Source organism: Roseateles sp. L2-2, from assembly GCF_050613215.1.
Lineage (GTDB): Bacteria > Pseudomonadota > Gammaproteobacteria > Burkholderiales > Burkholderiaceae_C > Roseateles > Roseateles noduli.
This window is the reverse complement of the sequence record NZ_CP192509.1, coordinates 4,999,176-5,018,277: the sequence shown is the minus strand read 5'-3', so window position 1 is coordinate 5,018,277 and position 19,102 is coordinate 4,999,176. Positions and strand designations below refer to the sequence as shown.

Below are 19,102 nucleotides of genomic sequence, written 5' to 3'. Positions count from 1 at the left end.
ATGGTTCAGAACATCCTCGAAGTCGATCACGTCAGCAAGTCGGTCCAGGATGCCGACGGCGTGCTGACCATTCTGCATGACATCAATTTCCAGCTGCAGGCACGGGAATCCGTCGCCATCGTCGGCGCCTCGGGCTCCGGCAAGAGCACGCTGCTGTCCATCCTCGCGGGCCTGGACACGCCCACGCAAGGCACCGTGCGGCTGCGGGGCCAGGACATGTTCGCGCTCGACGAGGACGGCCGCGCCGCGCTGCGCGGGGAACACCTGGGCTTCGTGTTCCAGAGCTTCCAGCTGCTGGCGCACCTGACGGCGCTGGAGAACGTCATGCTGCCGCTGGAATTGCGCGGCGAACGCGACGCCCGGGCGCAAGCCAAGCTGATGCTGGAACGCGTGGGACTGGGGCAGCGGCTGTCGCACTATCCGCGCGTGCTGTCGGGCGGGGAGCAGCAGCGCGTCGCGCTCGCCCGCGCCTTCGTGCAGCAGCCGGCACTGCTGCTGGCCGATGAACCCACCGGCAGCCTCGACTACGCCACGGGGGAGCAGGTCATGGCGCTGATGTTCGAACTCAACCGGGAGCTGGGGACGACGCTCGTGATGGTCACCCACGATCAAAGCATCGCGGCACGCTGCGAGCGGCAGTTGAAGATCTCCGCAGGCCACCTGCAGGACATCACGATGGCGGATCTGCCCGCCTGAACCTCAGGCGCTTCAGGCCCGCGCTGCGCGCTCGCGCAGGCGGCGTCTGCGCTCGAAACGGATGACCGCCCACCAGCCGATGTAGACGATCAGGTAGAGGGCCAGTCCCAGCACGACGCCTGCGCAGGGCAGACCGACCAGCAGCGGCGCGCCCAGTTCGGAGAGCCATTGGCTCAGCGCATGCCACCAACTGCTCGGATCGCCCCAGTCGAGCGCCAGCTCCTTGGGCGCCGAGATCGGGCCGTGGATGCCCAGCACCTGACGCCCCAGGAAGATCGCCAGCGTCCAGATCGGCACCAGCGTCAACGGATTGGTCAGCCAGGTGGCGGCAATCGCGGCCGCCACGTTCGCCCGGCAGGCGATCGCCACCACCGCCGCCAGCAGCATCTGCGTCGGCAGCGGGATCACGCCGACCGCCAGTCCCAGCCCCGCGCCCAATGCCACGCGCCGACGGTGCGCCACCCACAACCAGGGGCGCTCCTTCAGGTAGTGGCCCAGCCACTTCAGTCCCCTGGTCTGTTCCAGGGACTCGGGCGAGGGCAGCAGTCGGCGGGCAAGGCGGGAAGCCGTCATGGGGTCGTCAAACGATCATCAGATGTGAAAAGCCCGCGCGGCTGACCTGCAGCGGCGCGGGCTCTGAACAGTACAGCAAAGACTGTTCGGATCGGCGATCAGTTCTGGGAGAACTTGAAGTCGGTCTTGGCCTTGGTCTTCAGTTCTTCCTGGAAGTCCCCGACCTTCTGCTGCTGCATGCGCTGGATGATCTGGGCCTTGACGTCGTCGAAGGCCGGGAACTGCGCCTGGCGCGTCTCTTCCAGCTTGATGATGTGGTAGCCGAACTGCGACTTCACCGGCTCCTGCGTCATCTCGCCGGCCTTCAGCTTGCCCAGGGCGGCGCTGAATTCAGGCACGTAGGCGTCCGGCGCGGACCAGCCCAGGTCGCCGCCGTTCTGGGCGGAACCGGTGTCCTTGGAGTTCTTGGTGGCGAGGTCCTCGAACTTCGCGCCGCCGTTGAGCTGCTTGACCAGCGCCTTGGCGTCTTCTTCCTTCTCCACCAGGATGTGGCGGGCGTGGAATTCGGTGCCCGAGGCCTGCGCCTTGAACTTGTCGTACTCGACCTTGGCGTCGGCGTCGGTGATCGGGTTCTTCTTCGCGTAGTCGGCGAAGAGCTCACGGATCAGCAGCGACTGGCGCGCCAGTTCCATCTGGTTCTTGTAGTCGTCGGTCTTGTTCAGGCCGCGCTTCTCGGCTTCCTGCAGGAAGATCTCGCGCAGCACGACCTCTTCCTTGACCTTGGCTTCCATCTCGGGGCTGCGCGGCTGGCCACCCTTGGTGATCTGGCTGATCAGCACGTCGGCGCGGGCCTTGGGCACGGGCTTGCCGTTCACGATCGCGATGTTCTGGGCAAGGGCCGGCAGGGCGACGGCGCCGATGACCGCCACGGTGGCGGCGAGCACAAACTTCTTCATGATGGGTAAAAAGCCTTTCGACTCTCGGATGAGCGTGAGCGCTCCAAAACAAAGCGCCGACTGGCGGCGCTGCTAGAGACCTGGTTTCTGCTGTTCGTCGGGCGCGCGCGCGTCGATAGAGAGCGCGTGGATGCCCTTCTGCATCAGATCGGCGAGGGCATCATATACGAGCCGATGCCGATGGACCCTGGGTAAACCGGCAAAGCGCGCGCTCACGATTTCGAGGTAGTAATGGCCTCCCTCGCGCGCGCCGGCATGCCCCGCGTGGTGCGCGCTGTCGTCGCGCAGACGCAGCGACACGGGCGCCAGCGCGGCCCGCAGACGGGCCTCGATCTCGACCGACGGCGTCGCCGCCGTCACCGTCGTGTCGGGCGCGGACCCCGATGCCGACGGGAGATTCCCGCTTCCGCCGGCGGCGCTCATGGCTTGGGCTCCTCGGCGGACGGCTCGGTCTCGTGCGGCATGTGACGGCCCATGTACAGGCCCGTGCCCAGCGTGAACAGCACGATCAGGCCGGTCACCCCGAACACCTTGAAGTTGGCCCAGGCCTCGGTGCTGAAGGAGTAAGCGACGTAAAGATTGGCAAAACCGAGGGCCGCGAAGAAGACGATCCACGCCAGCGTGAGTCGCGTCCAGGCCATGTCGGGCAGTTCGACCTGCGGGCCCAGCATCTTGCGCAGCAGGTCGCGTCCCAGGACGAAACGGCTGACCAGGAACACCGTCGAGAACGCCCAATAGAGCATCGTCGGCTTCCACTTGATGAAGGTCTCGTTATGGAAGTAGACGGTGGCCGCACCGAGCGTGGCCACCAGCCCGAGGCTGATCCACAGCATCAGGTCGACCTTGCGGCCGCGCAGCTTCAGGAAGATCACCTGCAGGATGGTCGCCAGCATCACGACGATGGTGGCCAGCAGCACCGGCGCCTCGGTCGGGCCGACCTTGCCGCCGGAGACCAGGAACCCCAGGTGCTCGGTGGCGAAGGCTGCCGCCCAGTCGGGCTGTCCGTCGGCGTACTTGAACGTGACGAAGAACAGCAGGAGCGGCAGGAAATCGAGCAGGAGCTTCATTCGGTCGGGATCGCGTCGGGATCAGTGGTCGGCGCTCAGCGCTGGGGCTCGAAGTCTATCGCGGCGGAATTGATGCAGAACCGCTCGCCCGTCGGGTCCGGACCATCGGGAAAGACGTGGCCCAGATGGGTGCCGCAGTTGTTGCAGCGCACCTCGACGCGGACCATCCCGTGCGTCGAGTCGACGACGCGCTCGACCACCTCGGCGTTGATGGGCTCGTAGTAGCTGGGCCAGCCGCAGCCGGCGTCGAACTTGGTGTCGGCCTTGAACAGCGGCGTGCCGCAGCCGACGCAGTTGTAGTTGCCGGCTTCCCAGTGGTCCCAGTACTTGCCGGTGAAGGCGCGCTCGGTCGCGGCGTGGCGGGCGACCTGGTACTGCGTCGGGTCCAGCTGCTCGCGCCACTCGGCGTCCGTCTTCTTGACGGGGTAGGCGGTGTCGCGGTCGCGGTCCTGATCGGTGGCGTCTTGGATGAACTTGTCGTAGCGGCTCATGATGAACAGGAAACCTCCAGCGTTTGCGCCCAGTCGGGCGGGAAACCGGCGTCGGACGCCAGCGCGGGCTCGTCGAACGGACGTCGCAGCACGTCGAGCAGCCGGCGCACTTCGCTGAAGTCGCCGGCCTCCGCCCGTTGGATGGCCGTCTCGGCCAGGTGGTTCCGCAGAACCACCGCCGGATTGACCGCGTTCATCCGCCGGGCACGGGTCTCAAGTGCGTCCACCGTCTCGATCTTCAAGCGCGCGGCGTACCGCGTCGCCCAGGCGTCGAAACCGGCGCGGTCCAGGAACAGGTCCCGCAGCGCCGCGTTCGCCGGCGCTTCCAGCGTCTGCGTCGGATCGAAACCGGCCAGCCGGCGATGCGCGATCGTGTAGTCGGTGTGATGCGCGGCCAGCAGTCGCAGCCAGTCGTCGATCAGCGGTCCGTCCTCGCCGCGCTCGTCGACCTCGGCGGTCAGGCCCAGCTTCGCGCGCATCGCCCCGAGCAGCGCGGCGCCGAAGCGTTCGCGGTAGATCTCAAGCGCTTCGATCAACTCGTCGCCGGCGGCTTCGGCGTCGGTCTCGATGCCGGGCATCAGCGGCAGCAGCGCTTGCGCGAGCGCATGCAGGTTCCAGAACGCCACCTGCGGCTGCCGCGCGAAGGCGTAGCGGCCCTGATGGTCCGAGTGGTTGCAGATGTGGCCCGGATCGAAGCCGTCCATGAAGCCGAACGGGCCGTAGTCGATGGTCAGGCCGAGCATCGACATGTTGTCGGTGTTCATCACGCCGTGCATGAAGCCGACGGCCTGCCATTGCGCGACGAGCTCGGCCGTCTGCGCGGCGACCTTGGACAGCGCGGCGGTCACCGGATTCGGTGCGTCGGCGCATTCGGGCGCGTGGTGGCGGATGAAGAAATCGAACAGCTCGCGCGTGCGGCCTTCCATCCCGTGATGGGTGAAGTGCTCGAAGTGGCCGAAGCGCAGGAAGCTGGGCGCGACGCGCGTCACGATGGCGCCGGTCTCGACGCGCTCGCGCTGCACCTTCAGCGAGGTCGAGCCCGTGATCGCGAGCGCACGGGTCGTCGGGATGCCCAGCGCCGCCATGGCTTCGGAGCATAGGAATTCCCGGATCGACGAGCGCAGCACCGCGCGGCCGTCGCCGCGACGTGAGTAGGGCGTCAGGCCAGCGCCCTTGAGCTGGAGTTCGAAGTGGCCGTTGGGGCCGTCGACGCCGCCGAGCAGCAGGGCGCGTCCGTCGCCGAGCTGGCCGGCCCAGACGCCGAACTGATGGCCGCTGTACACGGTGGCGAGCGGCTTCATGCCGGCGAGGCGGGTGTTGCCGCTGAAGGCGTCGAGCGCGCCGGGGCGGTTCCACCAGTCTTCGGGCCAGCCGAGCAGCGCGGCGCAGTCCGGGCTGGTCGCGACCCAATGGGGGTCGGGCAGTCCGGTGCCGGGGAGTTCGGTGAAGAAGTCGGGCCCGAGGGTGGCGAAGCGATGGCTCCAGCGATCAGGCTCGGCGCCTGGGAAGTCCGCGTGGAGGCCCGCGTTGAGAGGCGCATTCATCGGCTCAGTTTACCGACGCCTTCATGGCCCTGTGACGCCCGGGGTGGGCCGCATGAACAAACGCCCCCAGCGAGGCAGTCTCACTGGGGGCGGAATGGTGCTTGGCGACGGCCGCTGGCCCTCACCCCCCCCCCCTCTCCCGCGAGCGGGAGAGGGAGTCCGACCGGCTCACTTCCTACTCTTTTTCCGCTTGCGGCGGGAGGGTCCGACCGGCTCACTTCCTACCCCCTCTCCCGCTTGCGGGAGAGCGCAACACTCGGTGCAACGACTCCCTCTCCCGCTTGCGGGAGAGGGCAGGGGTGAGGGCCAGCGGCCGTGGCAGGCCGCCGTTCGGGGATTAGCCGAGCTTGAAGCTCGAGACCGTATCGACCAACTGGGCCGACTGATCCTTCAGCGACTCCGCCGCTGCCGCCGACTGCTCGACGAGCGCCGCGTTCTGCTGCGTCATCTGGTCGAGTTGCCGCACGGCCTGACCGATTTCCCCGAGGGTGAGCGACTGCGCCGCGCTGGACGCGGAGATCTCGCCGATGACGCGGGTGACGCGTTCGACGCTGGTGACGATCTCGCGCATGGTGGCGCCGGTGTCGGCGACCAGACGGGAGCCGCCGTCCACGCGTTCGACGGACGCCGAGATCAGCGACTTGATCTCCTTGGCGGCTTCCGCGCTGCGCTGCGCCAGCGAGCGGACTTCGCTCGCGACGACGGCGAAGCCGCGGCCCTGTTCGCCGGCGCGGGCTGCTTCGACGGCGGCGTTCAGCGCCAGGATGTTGGTCTGGAACGCGATGCCGTCGATGACGCCGATGATGTCGGCGATCTTGTTGGACGACTGCTGGATCTCGTTCATGGTCGCGACGACCTGCTCGACCATCGCGCCGCCGCGGCCGGCGACCTGCGAGGCGGTCTGCGCCAGACCGTCGGCTTCACGCGCCGATTCGGCATTCAGCTTCACGCCTTCGCCGAGCTGCGCCATCGCGGCGCCGGTCTCTTCGAGGCTGCTGGCGGCCTGCTCCGTGCGGTTGGAGAGGTCGGCGTTGCCGGTGGCGATCTCCGACGACGCATGGCGGACCTGGTCGGCCGACGAGCGCACGCTGGCGATGGTGCTCGCCAGGCGCTGCTGCATCTCCTGCAGCGAGCGGCGCAGCGCGGCGACCTCGTCGGTGCCGTCCACGTCGGTGCCGCGGCGGCTCAGGTCGCCGTCGGCGATGGCCTGGCTCAGCGACTGCGCCTCGGCCAGCGGCTCGGTCACCGAGCGCGTGATCACCAGCGCGATGCCCACGCCCAGCACGATCGCCACCGTCATCAGCGCGATGACCAGGTTGCGGGTGCTCTCGGCCTCGGCCTGGGCTTCCTTGCGCGCGGCCTGCAGCAGGTCGCGGGTGTGTTCGGCGAACTTGTCGATCGCCACCAGGTAGTCGTTCATCGCCGGGATCAGCTGCGACGCGGCGATCGGCTTGATGTCGCCGCCGCCTTCCTTGACCTTGATGGCCGCCTCGCGGGCGTCCTGATACTTCTTGCGGGCCGCGCCGATCTCGTCGATCAGCTTGTTGCCCACCGGCTCGGTGACGCTCTCGTCGAGTTCCTTCTGGATCTTGTCGATCCGCGCCGACAGCTCCTTCGAGCGCGAGGTGAAGGCCTTGACGAAGTTCTCGTCCTCCACGACCAGTTGCACGATGCGGCGCTGGATGTTGCCTTCGGTCAGGCCCGACCACTGGCGGGAGATCTCCAGCGTGTGCATGTCGACCTCGACCAGACGCTCGATGCGCTGGTGCAGCATCGACACGCGGATGACGCCCACGGCCGAGGCCACGGCCATCAGCACGATCACCAGCGCAAAGCCGGCCAGCACACGGCTGCGAAGCCGCCAACGATTCAGATTCAGCATGTCGAGAGTCCTTCTTCTTCGCGGCAGACCGGGCCCGGAAGGCCTCAAGCCGTGAGGCCGGTCATGTCAGCATTGAAATGTTTGATACGCGGACGGGATGCTGCCTGTCGAAGGTGAAGACTGATCGGTCGATATGCAGGGTGTGCCGTGAACAAAAGCGCGGAAGGTGTTTTCGCGAACCCGGGTGTGGGCTTATCGCCTCAGGCTGGCGGCGACTTGTGCGAGATGCGTCCAGCTTTGGGGGCGGAGAGCCGGTCTCAGCCCGACTTCACACCCGACCCCGGCGGCGGCGGAACGTCGAAGAGATTGATCGTCTGCGGCTGGTCCAGCACCAGGTCCGAGCGCGCGCACGCCACGCAGGGGAGGATCCAGCCCTCGTCCTTCTCCTCCCGCGACAGGCCGGGCCACTCGATGCGGTAGTCGATGCGGCCGGAGACCAGCTTCGCGATGCACGCCCGGCAGGTGCCGTTGCGGCAGGAATGCGGCAGGCGCAGGCCGTGGTCAAGCGCGGCCAGCAGCAGCGTCTCGTTCTCGGGCGCGTCGAAGCGCCAGCCCTGGGGGTGGAGTTCGACGGCGTGGACCGCAGGGGCGGCGGGGGAGGCTGGGGAAGAGGGCGCGCCGGAGTCCTCGGCGGCGTCATGGGCGTGATCCATGGTCGCCATCATGCCGTGCGCTAAGCTTCCCCGATGCCTCACGTCACCACTGCCACCCCGGGGAACGGCGCGTCCGCCGATCATGCCGCGCACGCCATCCAGGCCGCCCAGACCTTCTTCGACCAGCTCAACCGCGATTACGTCGCGGTCCACAAGCGCAAGGAAGACCTGTTCTGGGCCACCTACATGGCCACCAGCGACGACCACGAGGGCTTCGGCCGCGCCGAGACCGACTACAAGGCCTTCATCTCCGATCCGGAGAAGCTGAGCGCCACGCGGGCGCACCTGGCCGCGGTGGACGGTGCGCCGGGCACTTCCGGCACAGGAACCGGCGCCACCGGCGGCGCCGATGCCGACGCCCGCCAGGCGCTGGCCCATGGACTGCGCGGCTGGCTGGGCGTCTTCGAAGCCAACATCGTCGACAACGACGAGGGCCGCCGCCTGATGGCCGAGCTGATCGAGGCCGAGCGCGTGCTCTTCGCCAAGCGCAAGGACTTCGCCCCGACGCATGTCAACGACCGCGGCGAGACCGAAGCCGCCACGCTGACGATGCTCTCGACCAACCTCGCCACCAACCCGGACGAGTCGCGCCGCCGCAGTTCCTACGAGGCGCTGCACGGCCTGGAGCGCTGGGTGCTGGAGAACGGCTTCCTGGAGGTCGTCGCGCTGCGCAACCGGCTGGCGCGGGCGCTGGGCTTCCCCGACTACTTCGAGATGAAGCTGCGCAAGAACGAGCGCATGACGAAGGCGGAGCTCTTCGGCGTGCTGGACGACTTCGTCGCCCGCACCGAGGCGGCGCAGAAGCGCGCGCATGACGCGCTCGCCGCGAAGCACGGCGCCGATGCGCTGGAGCCCTGGAACCTGCGCTTCCACAGCGCCGGCGACGTGACGCGCCGCATGGACCCGTACATGCCCTTCGGCCCCGCGCTGCGGCGCTGGGTGCGGAGCTTCCGCCGGCTCGGCATCCAGTACCGCGGCGCGACGATGCGGCTGGACCTGCTGCAGCGTCCGGGCAAGTACCAGAACGGCTTCTGCCACGGCCCGCTGCCCACGTGGTTCGACGAGCAGGGCCGCTGGCACGCCGGCGAGATCAACTTCACCGCCGAAGCCAAGCCCGACCAGGTCGGCAGCGGCGCGCGGGCGATCATGACGTTGTTCCACGAAGGCGGCCACGCGGCCCACTTCGCCAACGTGACGCAGAACTCGCCGTGCTTCTCGCAGGAGTTCGCGCCGACCTCGATGGCCTACGCGGAGACGCAGTCGATGTTCTGCGACAGCCTGCTGGGCGACGCGGACTGGCTCAAGCGCTACGCCCGCACCGTCGACGGGCAGGCGATCCCCGACGAGCTGATCCACGACCGCATCGCCTCGGCGCAGCCGATGCGCGCCTTCGACGAACGCGCGATCGCCGTGGTGCCGTACTTCGAGGCCGCGCTGTACGCGATGGCCGACGAGGAACGCACGCCCGAGGCCGTGCTCGCGCTGGCCCGGACGATGGAGCGCCGCATCCAGGGCGTGGACCGCGCACCGCGGCCCATCCTGGCGATCCCGCATCTGCTGAACCAGGAGTCGGCGGCCTCGTACCAGGGCTACCTGCTGGCCCACATGGCGGTCTACCAGACGCGGGCGTTCTTCCTGCGGCGCGACGGCTACCTCACGGACAACCCGGCGATCGGACCGGCGCTGGCGCAGGCCTACTGGGCGCCGGGCAACAGCCTGTCGCACGATGCAACGCTGCGCCGTCTGACCGGCGAGGGCTTCTCGGCGCGTTACCTCGCCGAAGCCTGCGACGAGACCGTCGAGCAGGCCTGGGCGAAGGCGCAGGACCTGCTGGAGGCGTCCGAGCGCCGCGGCGAGCGCGCGGACGACGGTCCGCCGCTGGATGCGCATGTCCGCGTGGTCCATGGCGCGGAGCTGCTGGCCGACAACGGCGATGGCGGGGCGACTGCGGAGCAGGCGATGTTCGACCGCTTCGAGCAGTGGATCGTCGCGCACTACGCGGCGCCGCCGGCCGCGACGGCTGCAGCGGCCGCGCACTGACCGCGTCGTGAAGTACCTGCAAGGTTACGCGCCGTCGCTGGTCGCGCAGGCGCAGCAGTTGCTGGACGCGGGCGAACTCGGCCCGCTGCTGGCGCGCAAGTATCCGGAGCCGCACGAGGTCCGCAGCGACAAGGCGCTGTTCGACTACACCCAGGACCTGAAGCAGCGCTTCATGCGCAACGCGGGGCCGTTGGCGCTGGTGGCCTACGACGCCAAGCTCAAGGTCATCCAGCATGCGCTGGGCACGCACACGCGGCAGGCGGTGGTGCACGGCAACCGGCTCAAGACGCGGCGCGAGATCCGCGTTGCGACGCTGTTCCGCGAGGCGCCGGCGGAGTTCCTGAAGATGATCGTCGTGCACGAGCTCGCGCATCTGAAGGAGCTGGAGCACGACAAGGCGTTCTATGCGCTGTGCCATCACATGACGTCGGACTACTCGCAGCTGGAATTCGACGTGCGGCTGTGGCTGAGCGTGCGGGACCGCGAGGAGAAGCTGGCGAAGGCCGGGAAGGCCGAGAAGGTCCAGAAGGTCGAGGAATAGGCGCTTCCGCTATGCTCCCGGTCTTTCCAGACCGCCGACCCGCGGCGCCACGAGCGCGGCGGGTACCTTGCCTCCAATGATTCTGCTGGCGCCCATGGAGGGCCTGCTGGACCACATGCTGCGCGACACGTTGACCCGTGTCGGCGGTGTGGACCGCTGTGTCTCCGAGTTCATCCGCATCACCGACCGGCTGCTGCCGCGTCGCGTGTTCACGCGCATCGTGCCGGAGCTGCTCCACGGCGGCCGGACGCACGCCGGCGTGCCGGTGCGGGCGCAACTGCTCGGCTCCGACCCCCAGTGCCTGGCGGAAAACGCCGCGCGATTGGCGGAGCTCAATCCCGAAGGCATCGACCTCAACTTCGGCTGCCCGGCCAAGACGGTGAACCGGCATCGCGGCGGCGCCGTGCTGCTCGACGAGCCGGAGCTGGTCGGCGAGATCGTCGCCGCCGTGCGGCGCGCGGTGCCGGCGCATCTCCCGGTGTCGGCCAAGATGCGGCTGGGCAACGAGGACCGCGGACGCATGCTCGATTGCGCCCGCGCCATCGAGGCCGCGGGCGCGTCGGAGCTGGTCGTGCACGGCCGCACCAAGCGCGACGGCTACAAGCCGCCCGCCTACTGGGACCAGATCGGCGTGCTGCGCGAGGCCATCGGCATCCACGTCGTCGCCAACGGCGAAGTGTGGACCGTCGAGGACGCGCTGCGCTGTCTGCAGGAATCCGGCTGCACCTCGCTGATGCTGGGGCGCGGCATGGTGGCCGATCCCGGACTGGCGCTGGCGGTGCGCGCGGCGCTGGGGCACTCGCAGGGCGCCGCCGCGCTGCCCTGGTCGGACGTGATCCCGCTGATGGAGAGCTTCTTCGCCCAGGTGCGCCGCAACGTCGCGACGCGCCATCAGGCCGGCCGTCTCAAGCAATGGCTGCACTACCTGCGCCGCCACTATCCGGAAGCCGAGGACACCTACCAGCGCGTGCGCACGATCAATGCGCCGGACGTGCTGGCGATGACGCTGTTCGGCCGCCCGCTCGATCCGACAGCGCCGCCGCCCGACATGGAGGATGACGACATCGTCGACGCCTTCAGCGCCTGCGAGGCGGACGAGACCGCCGTCGATCCTTCCGATCCCGATCAACAACAAGACAGCGACTCGCTGATCGCCGCATGACTGCTTACCGTCTGACCTCGCGCCTGCTGGCGCTCGCCGCCGCATTGGCGCCGGTGTTCGCTGGCGCTGCAACCACCGCGCCGACGGCGACCACCGGCAAGGACGTCGTCCCGTTGACGCTGGAGCGCGTCCTCGGCGATCCACCGCTGCAGGGCCGCCTGGTGCGCCAGGCCGAGATCTCGCCCGACGGCGCGTGGGTCAGCTACCTGCGCCCCTCTGAGACCGACAGCGAGCAGCTCGAGCTGTGGGCCCAGCCCGCCGCCGGCGGCGCGCCGCGGAAGCTGGTGTCGGCGGCGGACGTGCTCGGCGGGCGCAGCCAGCAGCTGACCGAGGCGGAACGCATGGCGCTGGAGCGCAAGCGCATCTCGCAGGGCGGCATCACCGGCTACCAGTGGTGCGGCCCGACGGGCAAGACGCTGCTGTTCCCGCTGTCGGGCGACCTGTACCTGGTGCGCCTCGGCGACCAGGGGCCGAAGGCGCAGCGCCTCACGAACGACGAGCAGGTGCCGGAGCAGGATCCGACCTGCTCCCCCGACGGCCGCCGCATCGCCTACGTGAAGGGCGGCGAGCTGTGGGTGCAGTCGCTCGACGGCGACGGTGCCGCGCGCGCGCTGACGCAGGGCGCGACGGAGACCCGCTTCTGGGGTCTCGCCGAATTCATTGCAGCGGAAGAGCTGAGCCGGCAGCGCGGCTACTGGTGGTCGCCGGACGGCAAGCAGCTGCTGGCGCTGAACGTCGACGAACGCGACGTGCCGGTGAAGACGCGTGCGCAGATCTTCTCCGACCGCACGACGATGACGCAGCAGCGCTACCCGGGCGCCGGCGAGAACAACGCTCGCGTCACCGCATGGACGCTGCAGGTGGCGGACGGCCGCATGACGCCGCTGCCGTTGCCGTCGGACGCGGAATACATCGCCCGCGCCGGCTGGTTCGGCGACGGCACGCCGTGGCTGCAGACGTTGACGCGCGACCAGCACAAGCTGGCGTTGACCGAATACGCCCACGGCGCCGGCCCGGGCCGCACGGTGATCGACGAACGCGATCCGGCGTGGGTCGAGGTGCACGACGACCTGCAGGAGATCGACGGCCTGACGCTGTCGGGCCAGCCGGCGCTGCTGTGGTCGAGCGAAGCCTCCGGCCGCCGCCAACTGGTGCTGGTGGACCGCCGCACCGGCGAACGCCGACCGCTGACGAACGAGCCCGAGCCGGTCGCGCACCGCGTGTGCAGCGACGGCAAGACGGTGGTCTATGCGGCGGCGCGCGAGCGCGGCCGTTCGCGCGAGCTGTTCGCGATCGACCTGAACGGCACGAGCCGCCCGCTCGACGGCGCGCAGCCGCGCCAATGGCGCGACGCCCGCGGCGACGGCGACTGCTCGCGGGTCCTGGTCACGCGCGGCGCGTGGGGCGAGCCGCCGACGCTGTCGCTGCAGGCGGTGAGCGCGGCGAAGGCCGGCGCCAAGCCTGTGGCGTTGCCGGGCGACGCTCCGGACGCGCTGCTCGCGCGCATCGTGCCGAAGCCGCAGGTCGTCGATATCACCGCCGCCGACGGCCGCACGCCGCTGAACGCGCTGTACTTCGCGCCGCTGGACGGCAAGGCCGGTCCGCATCCGGTGATCACGATGGCCTACGGCGGTCCGGGCACCTCGACGACCAACTGGAACTGGAGCCGCGACACGGCGCTGATCGCCTACTGGCAGCGACGCGGCTACGGCGTGTTCACGCTGGACACCCGCGGCATGCAGAACCGCGACCGCGAATTCACGCGCGCGCATCGGCTGGCCTTCGGCGCGGTCGACGTGAACGACCTCTTTGCCGCGGTGCGCCAACTGCCGAAGCAAGTGGCGGGCGTGGATGCGAAGCGGATCGGTTTCTTCGGCTGGTCCTACGGCGGCTTCCTGGCGGAGCGCGCGATGCTGGACGCGGACACGCCGCTGGCTTCCGCCGTCGCGGTGGCGCCGCCGACGGACTGGACGCTCTACGACACGGCCTACACGGAGCGCTACCTCGGCATGCCGCAGGACGGCAAGGGCGGACAGACCGACGCGTACCGCCAGGCCAACCTGGTGATGCGTGCGAAGCTGCTGACCAAGCCGCTGCTGATCGTGCACGGCACGGCGGACGACAACGTGCTGTTCGAGCACACGCTGCGCCTGACCGAGGCGCTGCAGAACGAGGCGCGTCCGTTCGAGCTGATGATCTATCCGGGCAAGGCGCACGGCATCGCAGGGCGCAGCGCCAAGCTGCACCTGTACCGCACGATCGACGCCTTCTTCGCCCGCACGCTGGCGCGCTGAGCGCCGGCTTCAAGAGACAGAGGAGCGCAGCGATGGCGCTGGTGTATTCGACGAACGGCGGGCGCGTGTGCCCGGACTGCCGGCAGGCGCAGGCCGACTGCCGCTGCAAGGCGCAGGCGGCGAACGCCGTGCTGGGCGACGGCAAGGTGCGGGTGCGCCGCGAGACGGCGGGCCGCAAGGGCAAGGGCGTGACGGTCATCCTGGGGCTGCCGATGACGGCGGCGGACCTGACCGAGACGGCCAAGAAGCTCAAGGCCGCCTGCGGCAGCGGCGGCACCGTCAAGGACGGCACGATCGAGATCCAGGGCGATCACCTGGAGAAGGTGATGGCCTGGCTGACGACGGCGGGGTTCGCGCCGAAGAAGGCGGGCGGCTGAGGGCGCCATATTTCGTGTTCGCGCGATATTTCCTCGGCAGGAAATATGAGCGAAAGGCGAAATATCGGGGCGCTCACGCTCGTAGGGTGAGCAGGTGCCAACGCGTCCCCGTCGCGCTGAGCACCGCATCGCTCACCGCGTGAGCGGCGAGCGAGAACCCCATCGTCGCCAGCAGAGCCGCCACGCGATCCGGCGCGTGATTCACGAATCGACGACCGTCGACGTCGCGGCCTTCGGCCAGCGAACCGTCGCGCTGCTCCGGCAGCGACAGCAGCATCATCGTGCCCGGTGCGGCGCGCCGACCGTCGGCAGAGCGCCGCAGCGTGCCGGCCAACGCGGCCAGAGCGTCCACGAGCGCCTCCTCGCCGACATGCATCAGCACCGCGCTGCACACCACGCCGTCGAAGCCCTCCGGAGCCGCGTCGGCGAATGGACGGCCCAGGTCGGGCAGGGCGCCTTCGCGTAGCCGCCCCCGGAGTGCCGGGAACTGCACCAGCGCCCGCCCGCGCATCTCCTCGCTCGGTTCGACGCCGTACGCGTCAAGACCTGCCACGAGCATCCCGGCGATGTCGCGACCCGCGCCCGCACCGACGTCGAGCACCCGGCTGCCGCGCGGCAACGCCGCCTCGATGGCGGGCAGCATCGCGCTGCGCGTCGACTCGGGGTGCGTCGACAGGCGTTCGGCGTAGCGCCGGTAGAAATCGTCGGTGCCGGGGTCGGTGCGTTCCATGCGTTCCATGATGCCGCAAGCATTCGAACGGACCCCGGGCGAATACCGTCACTTGAGTGAGGGGTCCGGTTGCAAACAGTGACGCGAGTTGCGACGTTTGCACGTGCGGTCGACGGGGCGCCGTCCTAAGGTTGCCTCGTCCGGCCCCACCTCCCCGTGGGCCGCGGAGACCGTCCATGAGTTCTTCCCAGTTCGGTGCGCTCCACAGCGAGACAGGCTCGCACGGCAGCCTCGGCCATTCATTCGGGCACAGCCAGGACCGCTACCTCCTGCGCTTCGAATCGCTCTTCCATTCCGGGCGCGGCCTGTCCTTCCCCTGCGACGCGCGGGGCCAGGTCGTGCTGGACCAGCTCAGCGAGCAGGCCCGCGAGAACTACCTCTTCGCCCGCGCCGTCGTCGGCCACGAATACGCGACGCCGGTGGTCCAGCGCTGCGACGAGTGAACCGCCGGCTCGGGCTCAGCGCGTCGCGAGCTGCGCGGCGTCGTACTGCCCCAGCACCCACTGCAGGCCCGCCAGATGCTGCTGGTCGTGGCTGCACAGGTAGTGGATCAGGGACTTGAAGGTCAGCGGGCCGTAGCCCTCGAAACGCGCCCGGCGCACGAGCTGCTCCGGCGTGATCGCCGCCAGCAGCGCCAGCGTCTCCCGCCGGGCCGCGGCGAACGCCGCCAAGGCGGCCGCCGGATCGTCCTCGCCGTAGCGGCGCTCGCGCGCCAGCGCCTCGGTGTCCAGCGACGCCAGCAGCGGATCGTCCTCGGCCAGCGTGCGCCGGATGCGCAGCTGATAGCCGTCGATCTCGATGTCGCGCACATGGCAGACCTGCTCGATGGCGGTCAGCGGTTCGCTCGGGACGCCCTCCCAGGCCGCGGGCGCCCAATGCCGGGCTTCCACCGGGAACAGCGCGAAATGCGCGGCCAGTTGCGCGGGGAAGGCCGCCAGCGCGTCCAGCGTGACGGCGTCGATGGCGGAGGCGGACGAAGCGCCTGGCGAGGCGCTCAAGGAGGAAGTCTTGGCGTTGGCGGTCATGTCGCCGATGTTAGGTCCCGGACTGCGGGACAATCACGCGTTTTCCGATTCCCCACGCACGATCCTGTCATGAGCGACACCACCCGCCCCGAACTGCCCGACCACCTGTCCATCGACCCGCGCAGCCCGCATCACGTCGCCGCCGTGTTCGAACACGACATCGGCATCCTCTTCAACGGCAAGGAACGCAAGGACGTCGAGGAATACTGCGTCTCCGAAGGCTGGATCCGCGTCCCCGCCGGCAAGACGGTGGACCGCAAGGGCAACCCGATGATGATCAAGCTCAAGGGCAAGGTCGAAGCCTTCTACAAGTGACGCTCAGCGCCTCGGCCAGCTGATCGCCACCCACAGGCCGCCGCCTTCGCGGTGGCCCATCGCGATGCGGCCGCCGTGCGCCTCGGCGATCTCGCGCGCGAGCGCCAGCCCCAGCCCGCTGCCGCCGCGCTTGGTCGAGTAGAACGGCATCAGCGCCTGCGACAGCTGCGCCTCGGTCATGCCGGGGCCGCGGTCGCCGACCTCGATGCGCCAGTCCTCGCGCGCCACTCCGCCGACACCCACGCTCAGGCTCACGCCGTCCGGCGCGCTGCCGGACTCGTGCGCGTTCTTCAGCAGGTTGATCAGCGCCTGCTCCATCTGCGCCGCGTCGAAACGCCCCGCCACCGCAGGCAGTTCGCCCGCCAGCGTAAACGCGTAGTGCGCGCCCAGCGATTCGACGAAGGGGCGCCACTCGACCGGCGCCAGCACCGGCGCCGGCAGCTTGGCGAAGGTCGCGTAGCCCGCCAGGAACTGGTGCAGGTGCTTCGCGCGGTCGCCGATGCTGGCGAAGACGCCGGGCACGCGCTCGTTCATGCCGCGTCGAGACAGCTCCGCGCCGCTGTGCGCCAGCGACGAGATCGGCGCCAGCGAGTTGTTCAGCTCATGGCTGATCACGCGGATCACGCGCTTCCAGCTGGCGACCTCCTGTCGCGAGAGCTCCCTGGTCATGCGGCGCAGCAGCCGCAGCCGGTGCGGCTGGCCTTGCAGCCGGAAGTCGCGCATCGACAGGTGGTAGCGCTCCTCCTGCCCGTCCTGCATCACGCTGAACAGCCCGTCCTGCGCGCCCGCGAAGGCCAGGCGCAGGTCCTCCGGCGCGTCGGCCAGCAGCTCCTCCAGTCCGCGCCCCGCCAGGCTGCGGCCCTGGTCCATCAGCTGCCGCGCGGCGATGTTGGCGTAGGCGATGCGTTCGTTCGCATCGGTCAGCAGCAGCGCCACCGGCGTGTTCTGCACCACCGTGTCCAGCAGCAGCTCGCGCTGCGCGAGGTGGCGACGCTGCTCGCGCAGCGCCAGCCCCAGCTCGCTGTGCAGGCGCGTGAGCGTGGACAGCTCGGCCAGGCCGCCGGGCGGCTCGGCGGCGATGCCGCTGCCGAACTCGCCGTCGCGGTAGCTGAGCACCGTGCTCTCCAGCGCGCGCAGCAGCCGCGTGAGCGGCATCAGCAGCAGGCTCGCCAGGCCCCACACGATGGGTAGCATCAGCAGGAAGGTCAGGCCCACCGCGGCGGCGCTCCAGGTGCCCGGCGGTTCGTGGCCCATGGACCGGAGCACCTGCGGCAGCGGCCACAGCGTCAGGGTCAGGTGGATCAGGACGGCGGCGACGGCCGCGGCGATGAGGCACAGCGCCAGCCGCATGTGCAGCGAGCGGTGCCAGCCCGCGCGCCGGGACGCCGGGCGCGGCCGCGGCGGCGCCTCGCTCATCCGACGTCCAACCCGTAGCGTTCCATGCGGCGGTACAGCGCCTGGCGCGACAAGCCCAGCGACTGCGCCGCCCGGCTGATCACGCCCGACGCGGACTCCAGCGCGGCGACCACGGCCTCGCGGCTGGGCTCGTCGAGGTTGCGCGAGGCCAGCGGCGTGGCCAGTGTCGAGAGCGCCGGCAGTGCCAGGTCCTGCTCGCCGATGACGCGGCCCGGCGCGAGCAGCGCGGCGCGCTCGATGACGTTCTTCAGCTCGCGGACGTTGCCCGGCCATGGATGCGCCATCAGCGCCTCGCGGGCGCCGTCGCTCAGGGTCGCGCGGCCGGCGAGGAAGAACTCGGCCAGCGGCAGGATGTCGGCCACGCGCTCGGCCAGTCCCGGCAGCGCGACCTCGATCACGTTGAGCCGGTAGAACAGGTCCTCGCGGAAGGTGCCGGCGCGCACCATCGCGCGCAGGTCCGAGTTGGTGGCGGAGATCACCCGCACCGTCGTCTGCCGCGAGCGGCTGGAGCCCAGGCGCTCGAAGCGGCCCGTCTCCAGCACGCGCAGCAGCTTGACCTGGCCGGCCAGCGGCAGGTTGCCGATCTCGTCGAGGAAAAGCGTGCCGCCGTCGGCGGTCTCGAAGCGGCCTTCCCGCGCGCGCGCCGCGCCGGTGAAGGCGCCGCTCTCGGCGCCGAAGAGCTCGGCTTCGATCAGGTCGCCCGGCAGCGCGCCGCAGTTGATCGCGACGAAGGGACCGTCGGCCACGGCGGAGTTGGCATGCACGATCGCCGCGACGCGTTCCTTGCCGCTGCCGTTCGGGCCGGTGACCAGCACCGGCACCGGCGAACGTGCCACCTGGCAGGCGAGCTCCAGGCAGCGCAGCAGCGCCGGGGATTCGAAGACCAGGCCGTCGAGCTGGTAACGCAGCCGCAGTTCATTGCTGCGCTGGCGTTGCTCGTTCCGGGTCTCGCGCAGCGCGCGGCTGTTCTCGGACAGCTCCAGCAGGTTCTCGACGGTCGCCAGCAGCTTGGCGTCGTCCCAGGGCTTGGCGAGGTAGTCCGCCGCGCCGGCCTTCACCAGCGCCACCGCCTGCTCCAGCTGCGTCCAGGCGGTCAGCAGGATGATGGGCAGGTCGGGGTGGCGCTCGCGCAGTTGCTGGAAGAGCTCGCGGCCTTCCTCGCCGGAGGTCGTGTCGGCGCTGAAGTTCATGTCCTGGATCACCAGGTCGACGCGGCGCTGCGCCAGCAACGCCAGGCCTTCCGTCGGCGAGGCCGCGTACAGCGCCTCGATGTCGTGCAGCGAGAGCAGCAGCGACAGCGCCTCGCCGACGCCGGCGTGGTCATCGATGATCAGGACGGTTCTCATTGGAGGCGCAGCATATCAAGTGGAAACCGGCGCGAGGGGCCTCGCGCCGGTGGG

At 69.7% G+C, this 19,102-nt stretch carries 20 protein-coding genes; 8 read left to right on the top strand and 12 right to left on the bottom strand.

Features of this window, described 5'->3' with window-relative positions:
- Positions 1–696, top strand: coding sequence for an ABC transporter ATP-binding protein (locus ACQZ13_RS22415; RefSeq protein WP_088409016.1), 696 nt, complete (start codon positions 1–3; stop codon positions 694–696).
- 12 nt (positions 697–708) lie between these two features.
- On the opposite strand, the gene ACQZ13_RS22410 is transcribed toward ACQZ13_RS22415, so the two are convergent.
- From ACQZ13_RS22410 to ACQZ13_RS22375, 8 genes are all read right to left on the bottom strand, one after another.
- Positions 709–1,269 (bottom strand): DUF2062 domain-containing protein, encoded by a 561-nt coding sequence (locus ACQZ13_RS22410; protein ID WP_431048149.1) that lies wholly within the window; start codon positions 1,267–1,269, stop codon positions 709–711.
- A gap of 98 nt (positions 1,270–1,367) precedes the next feature.
- The gene (locus ACQZ13_RS22405; RefSeq protein ID WP_431048148.1) at positions 1,368–2,165 is read right to left on the bottom strand and encodes a peptidylprolyl isomerase; all 798 of its coding nucleotides are present in this window, start codon (positions 2,163–2,165) and stop codon (positions 1,368–1,370) included.
- Between the two features lie 72 nt (positions 2,166–2,237).
- Positions 2,238–2,588, bottom strand: coding sequence for a BolA family protein (locus ACQZ13_RS22400; protein WP_431048147.1), 351 nt, complete (start codon positions 2,586–2,588; stop codon positions 2,238–2,240).
- Entirely contained in the window at positions 2,585–3,232 is a 648-nt protein-coding gene (locus tag ACQZ13_RS22395; protein ID WP_431048146.1) for a septation protein A, read from the bottom strand. The genes ACQZ13_RS22400 and ACQZ13_RS22395 overlap by 4 nt, the downstream gene beginning before the upstream one ends.
- 35 nt (positions 3,233–3,267) lie before the next feature.
- Positions 3,268–3,723: a peptide-methionine (R)-S-oxide reductase MsrB gene (gene msrB / locus ACQZ13_RS22390; RefSeq protein WP_431048145.1), complete on the bottom strand. Its 456-nt coding sequence runs from the start codon at positions 3,721–3,723 to the stop codon at positions 3,268–3,270.
- Positions 3,720–5,267 carry a protein adenylyltransferase SelO gene (locus ACQZ13_RS22385; RefSeq protein ID WP_431048144.1) on the bottom strand — a complete coding sequence of 516 codons (1,548 nt, stop codon included), beginning with the start codon at positions 5,265–5,267 and terminating at the stop codon, positions 3,720–3,722. The genes msrB and ACQZ13_RS22385 overlap by 4 nt, the downstream gene beginning before the upstream one ends.
- A gap of 337 nt (positions 5,268–5,604) precedes the next feature.
- On the bottom strand, positions 5,605–7,149 hold the full coding sequence (locus ACQZ13_RS22380) for a methyl-accepting chemotaxis protein (protein ID WP_431048143.1): 1,545 nt from the start codon (positions 7,147–7,149) through the stop codon (positions 5,605–5,607).
- Positions 7,150–7,406: 257 nt separating this feature from the next.
- The gene (locus ACQZ13_RS22375; RefSeq protein ID WP_431048142.1) at positions 7,407–7,802 is read right to left on the bottom strand and encodes a 2Fe-2S iron-sulfur cluster-binding protein; all 396 of its coding nucleotides are present in this window, start codon (positions 7,800–7,802) and stop codon (positions 7,407–7,409) included.
- Between the two features lie 33 nt (positions 7,803–7,835).
- Here ACQZ13_RS22375 and ACQZ13_RS22370 point away from each other — a divergent pair, with 33 nt between their 5' ends.
- From ACQZ13_RS22370 to ACQZ13_RS22350, 5 genes are all read left to right on the top strand, one after another.
- Positions 7,836–9,842, top strand: coding sequence for a M3 family metallopeptidase (locus tag ACQZ13_RS22370; RefSeq protein WP_431048141.1), 2,007 nt, complete (start codon positions 7,836–7,838; stop codon positions 9,840–9,842).
- 7 nt (positions 9,843–9,849) lie between these two features.
- A complete protein-coding gene (locus ACQZ13_RS22365) occupies positions 9,850–10,383 on the top strand; it encodes a YgjP-like metallopeptidase domain-containing protein (protein ID WP_431048140.1) in 534 nt (177 codons plus the stop codon).
- A gap of 76 nt (positions 10,384–10,459) precedes the next feature.
- On the top strand, positions 10,460–11,545 hold the full coding sequence (locus ACQZ13_RS22360; RefSeq protein ID WP_431053344.1) for a tRNA dihydrouridine synthase: 1,086 nt from the start codon (positions 10,460–10,462) through the stop codon (positions 11,543–11,545).
- Positions 11,542–13,839: an alpha/beta fold hydrolase gene (locus ACQZ13_RS22355; RefSeq protein WP_431048139.1), complete on the top strand. Its 2,298-nt coding sequence runs from the start codon at positions 11,542–11,544 to the stop codon at positions 13,837–13,839. The genes ACQZ13_RS22360 and ACQZ13_RS22355 overlap by 4 nt, the downstream gene beginning before the upstream one ends.
- Complete coding sequence (locus ACQZ13_RS22350) at positions 13,836–14,216, top strand: translation initiation factor Sui1 (RefSeq protein WP_431053342.1); 381 nt, start codon at positions 13,836–13,838, stop codon at positions 14,214–14,216. Before ACQZ13_RS22355 ends, ACQZ13_RS22350 begins: the two co-directional genes overlap by 4 nt.
- Positions 14,217–14,289: 73 nt before the next feature.
- Here ACQZ13_RS22350 and ACQZ13_RS22345 read toward each other — a convergent pair whose 3' ends face one another.
- Positions 14,290–14,946 carry a class I SAM-dependent methyltransferase gene (locus tag ACQZ13_RS22345; RefSeq protein ID WP_431048138.1) on the bottom strand — a complete coding sequence of 219 codons (657 nt, stop codon included), beginning with the start codon at positions 14,944–14,946 and terminating at the stop codon, positions 14,290–14,292.
- 176 nt (positions 14,947–15,122) lie between these two features.
- Here ACQZ13_RS22345 and ACQZ13_RS22340 point away from each other — a divergent pair, with 176 nt between their 5' ends.
- Positions 15,123–15,389 carry a hypothetical protein gene (locus tag ACQZ13_RS22340; RefSeq protein ID WP_431048137.1) on the top strand — a complete coding sequence of 89 codons (267 nt, stop codon included), beginning with the start codon at positions 15,123–15,125 and terminating at the stop codon, positions 15,387–15,389.
- 15 nt (positions 15,390–15,404) lie between these two features.
- Here the strand turns inward: ACQZ13_RS22340 and ACQZ13_RS22335 are convergent, their stop codons facing one another.
- Positions 15,405–15,971: a DinB family protein gene (locus tag ACQZ13_RS22335; RefSeq protein WP_431048136.1), complete on the bottom strand. Its 567-nt coding sequence runs from the start codon at positions 15,969–15,971 to the stop codon at positions 15,405–15,407.
- 69 nt (positions 15,972–16,040) lie between these two features.
- Between ACQZ13_RS22335 and ACQZ13_RS22330 the strand changes: the two genes are divergently transcribed.
- Entirely contained in the window at positions 16,041–16,286 is a 246-nt protein-coding gene (locus ACQZ13_RS22330) for a DUF3297 family protein (protein ID WP_088409104.1), read from the top strand.
- Positions 16,287–16,289: 3 nt separating this feature from the next.
- Here the strand turns inward: ACQZ13_RS22330 and ACQZ13_RS22325 are convergent, their stop codons facing one another.
- Together ACQZ13_RS22325 and ACQZ13_RS22320 are read right to left on the bottom strand one after the other, a co-directional pair.
- The gene (locus ACQZ13_RS22325; protein WP_431048135.1) at positions 16,290–17,702 is read right to left on the bottom strand and encodes a sensor histidine kinase; all 1,413 of its coding nucleotides are present in this window, start codon (positions 17,700–17,702) and stop codon (positions 16,290–16,292) included.
- Positions 17,699–19,048, bottom strand: coding sequence for a sigma-54-dependent transcriptional regulator (locus tag ACQZ13_RS22320; RefSeq protein ID WP_431048134.1), 1,350 nt, complete (start codon positions 19,046–19,048; stop codon positions 17,699–17,701). Before ACQZ13_RS22320 ends, ACQZ13_RS22325 begins: the two co-directional genes overlap by 4 nt.
- Positions 19,049–19,102: the final 54 nt, after the last annotated feature.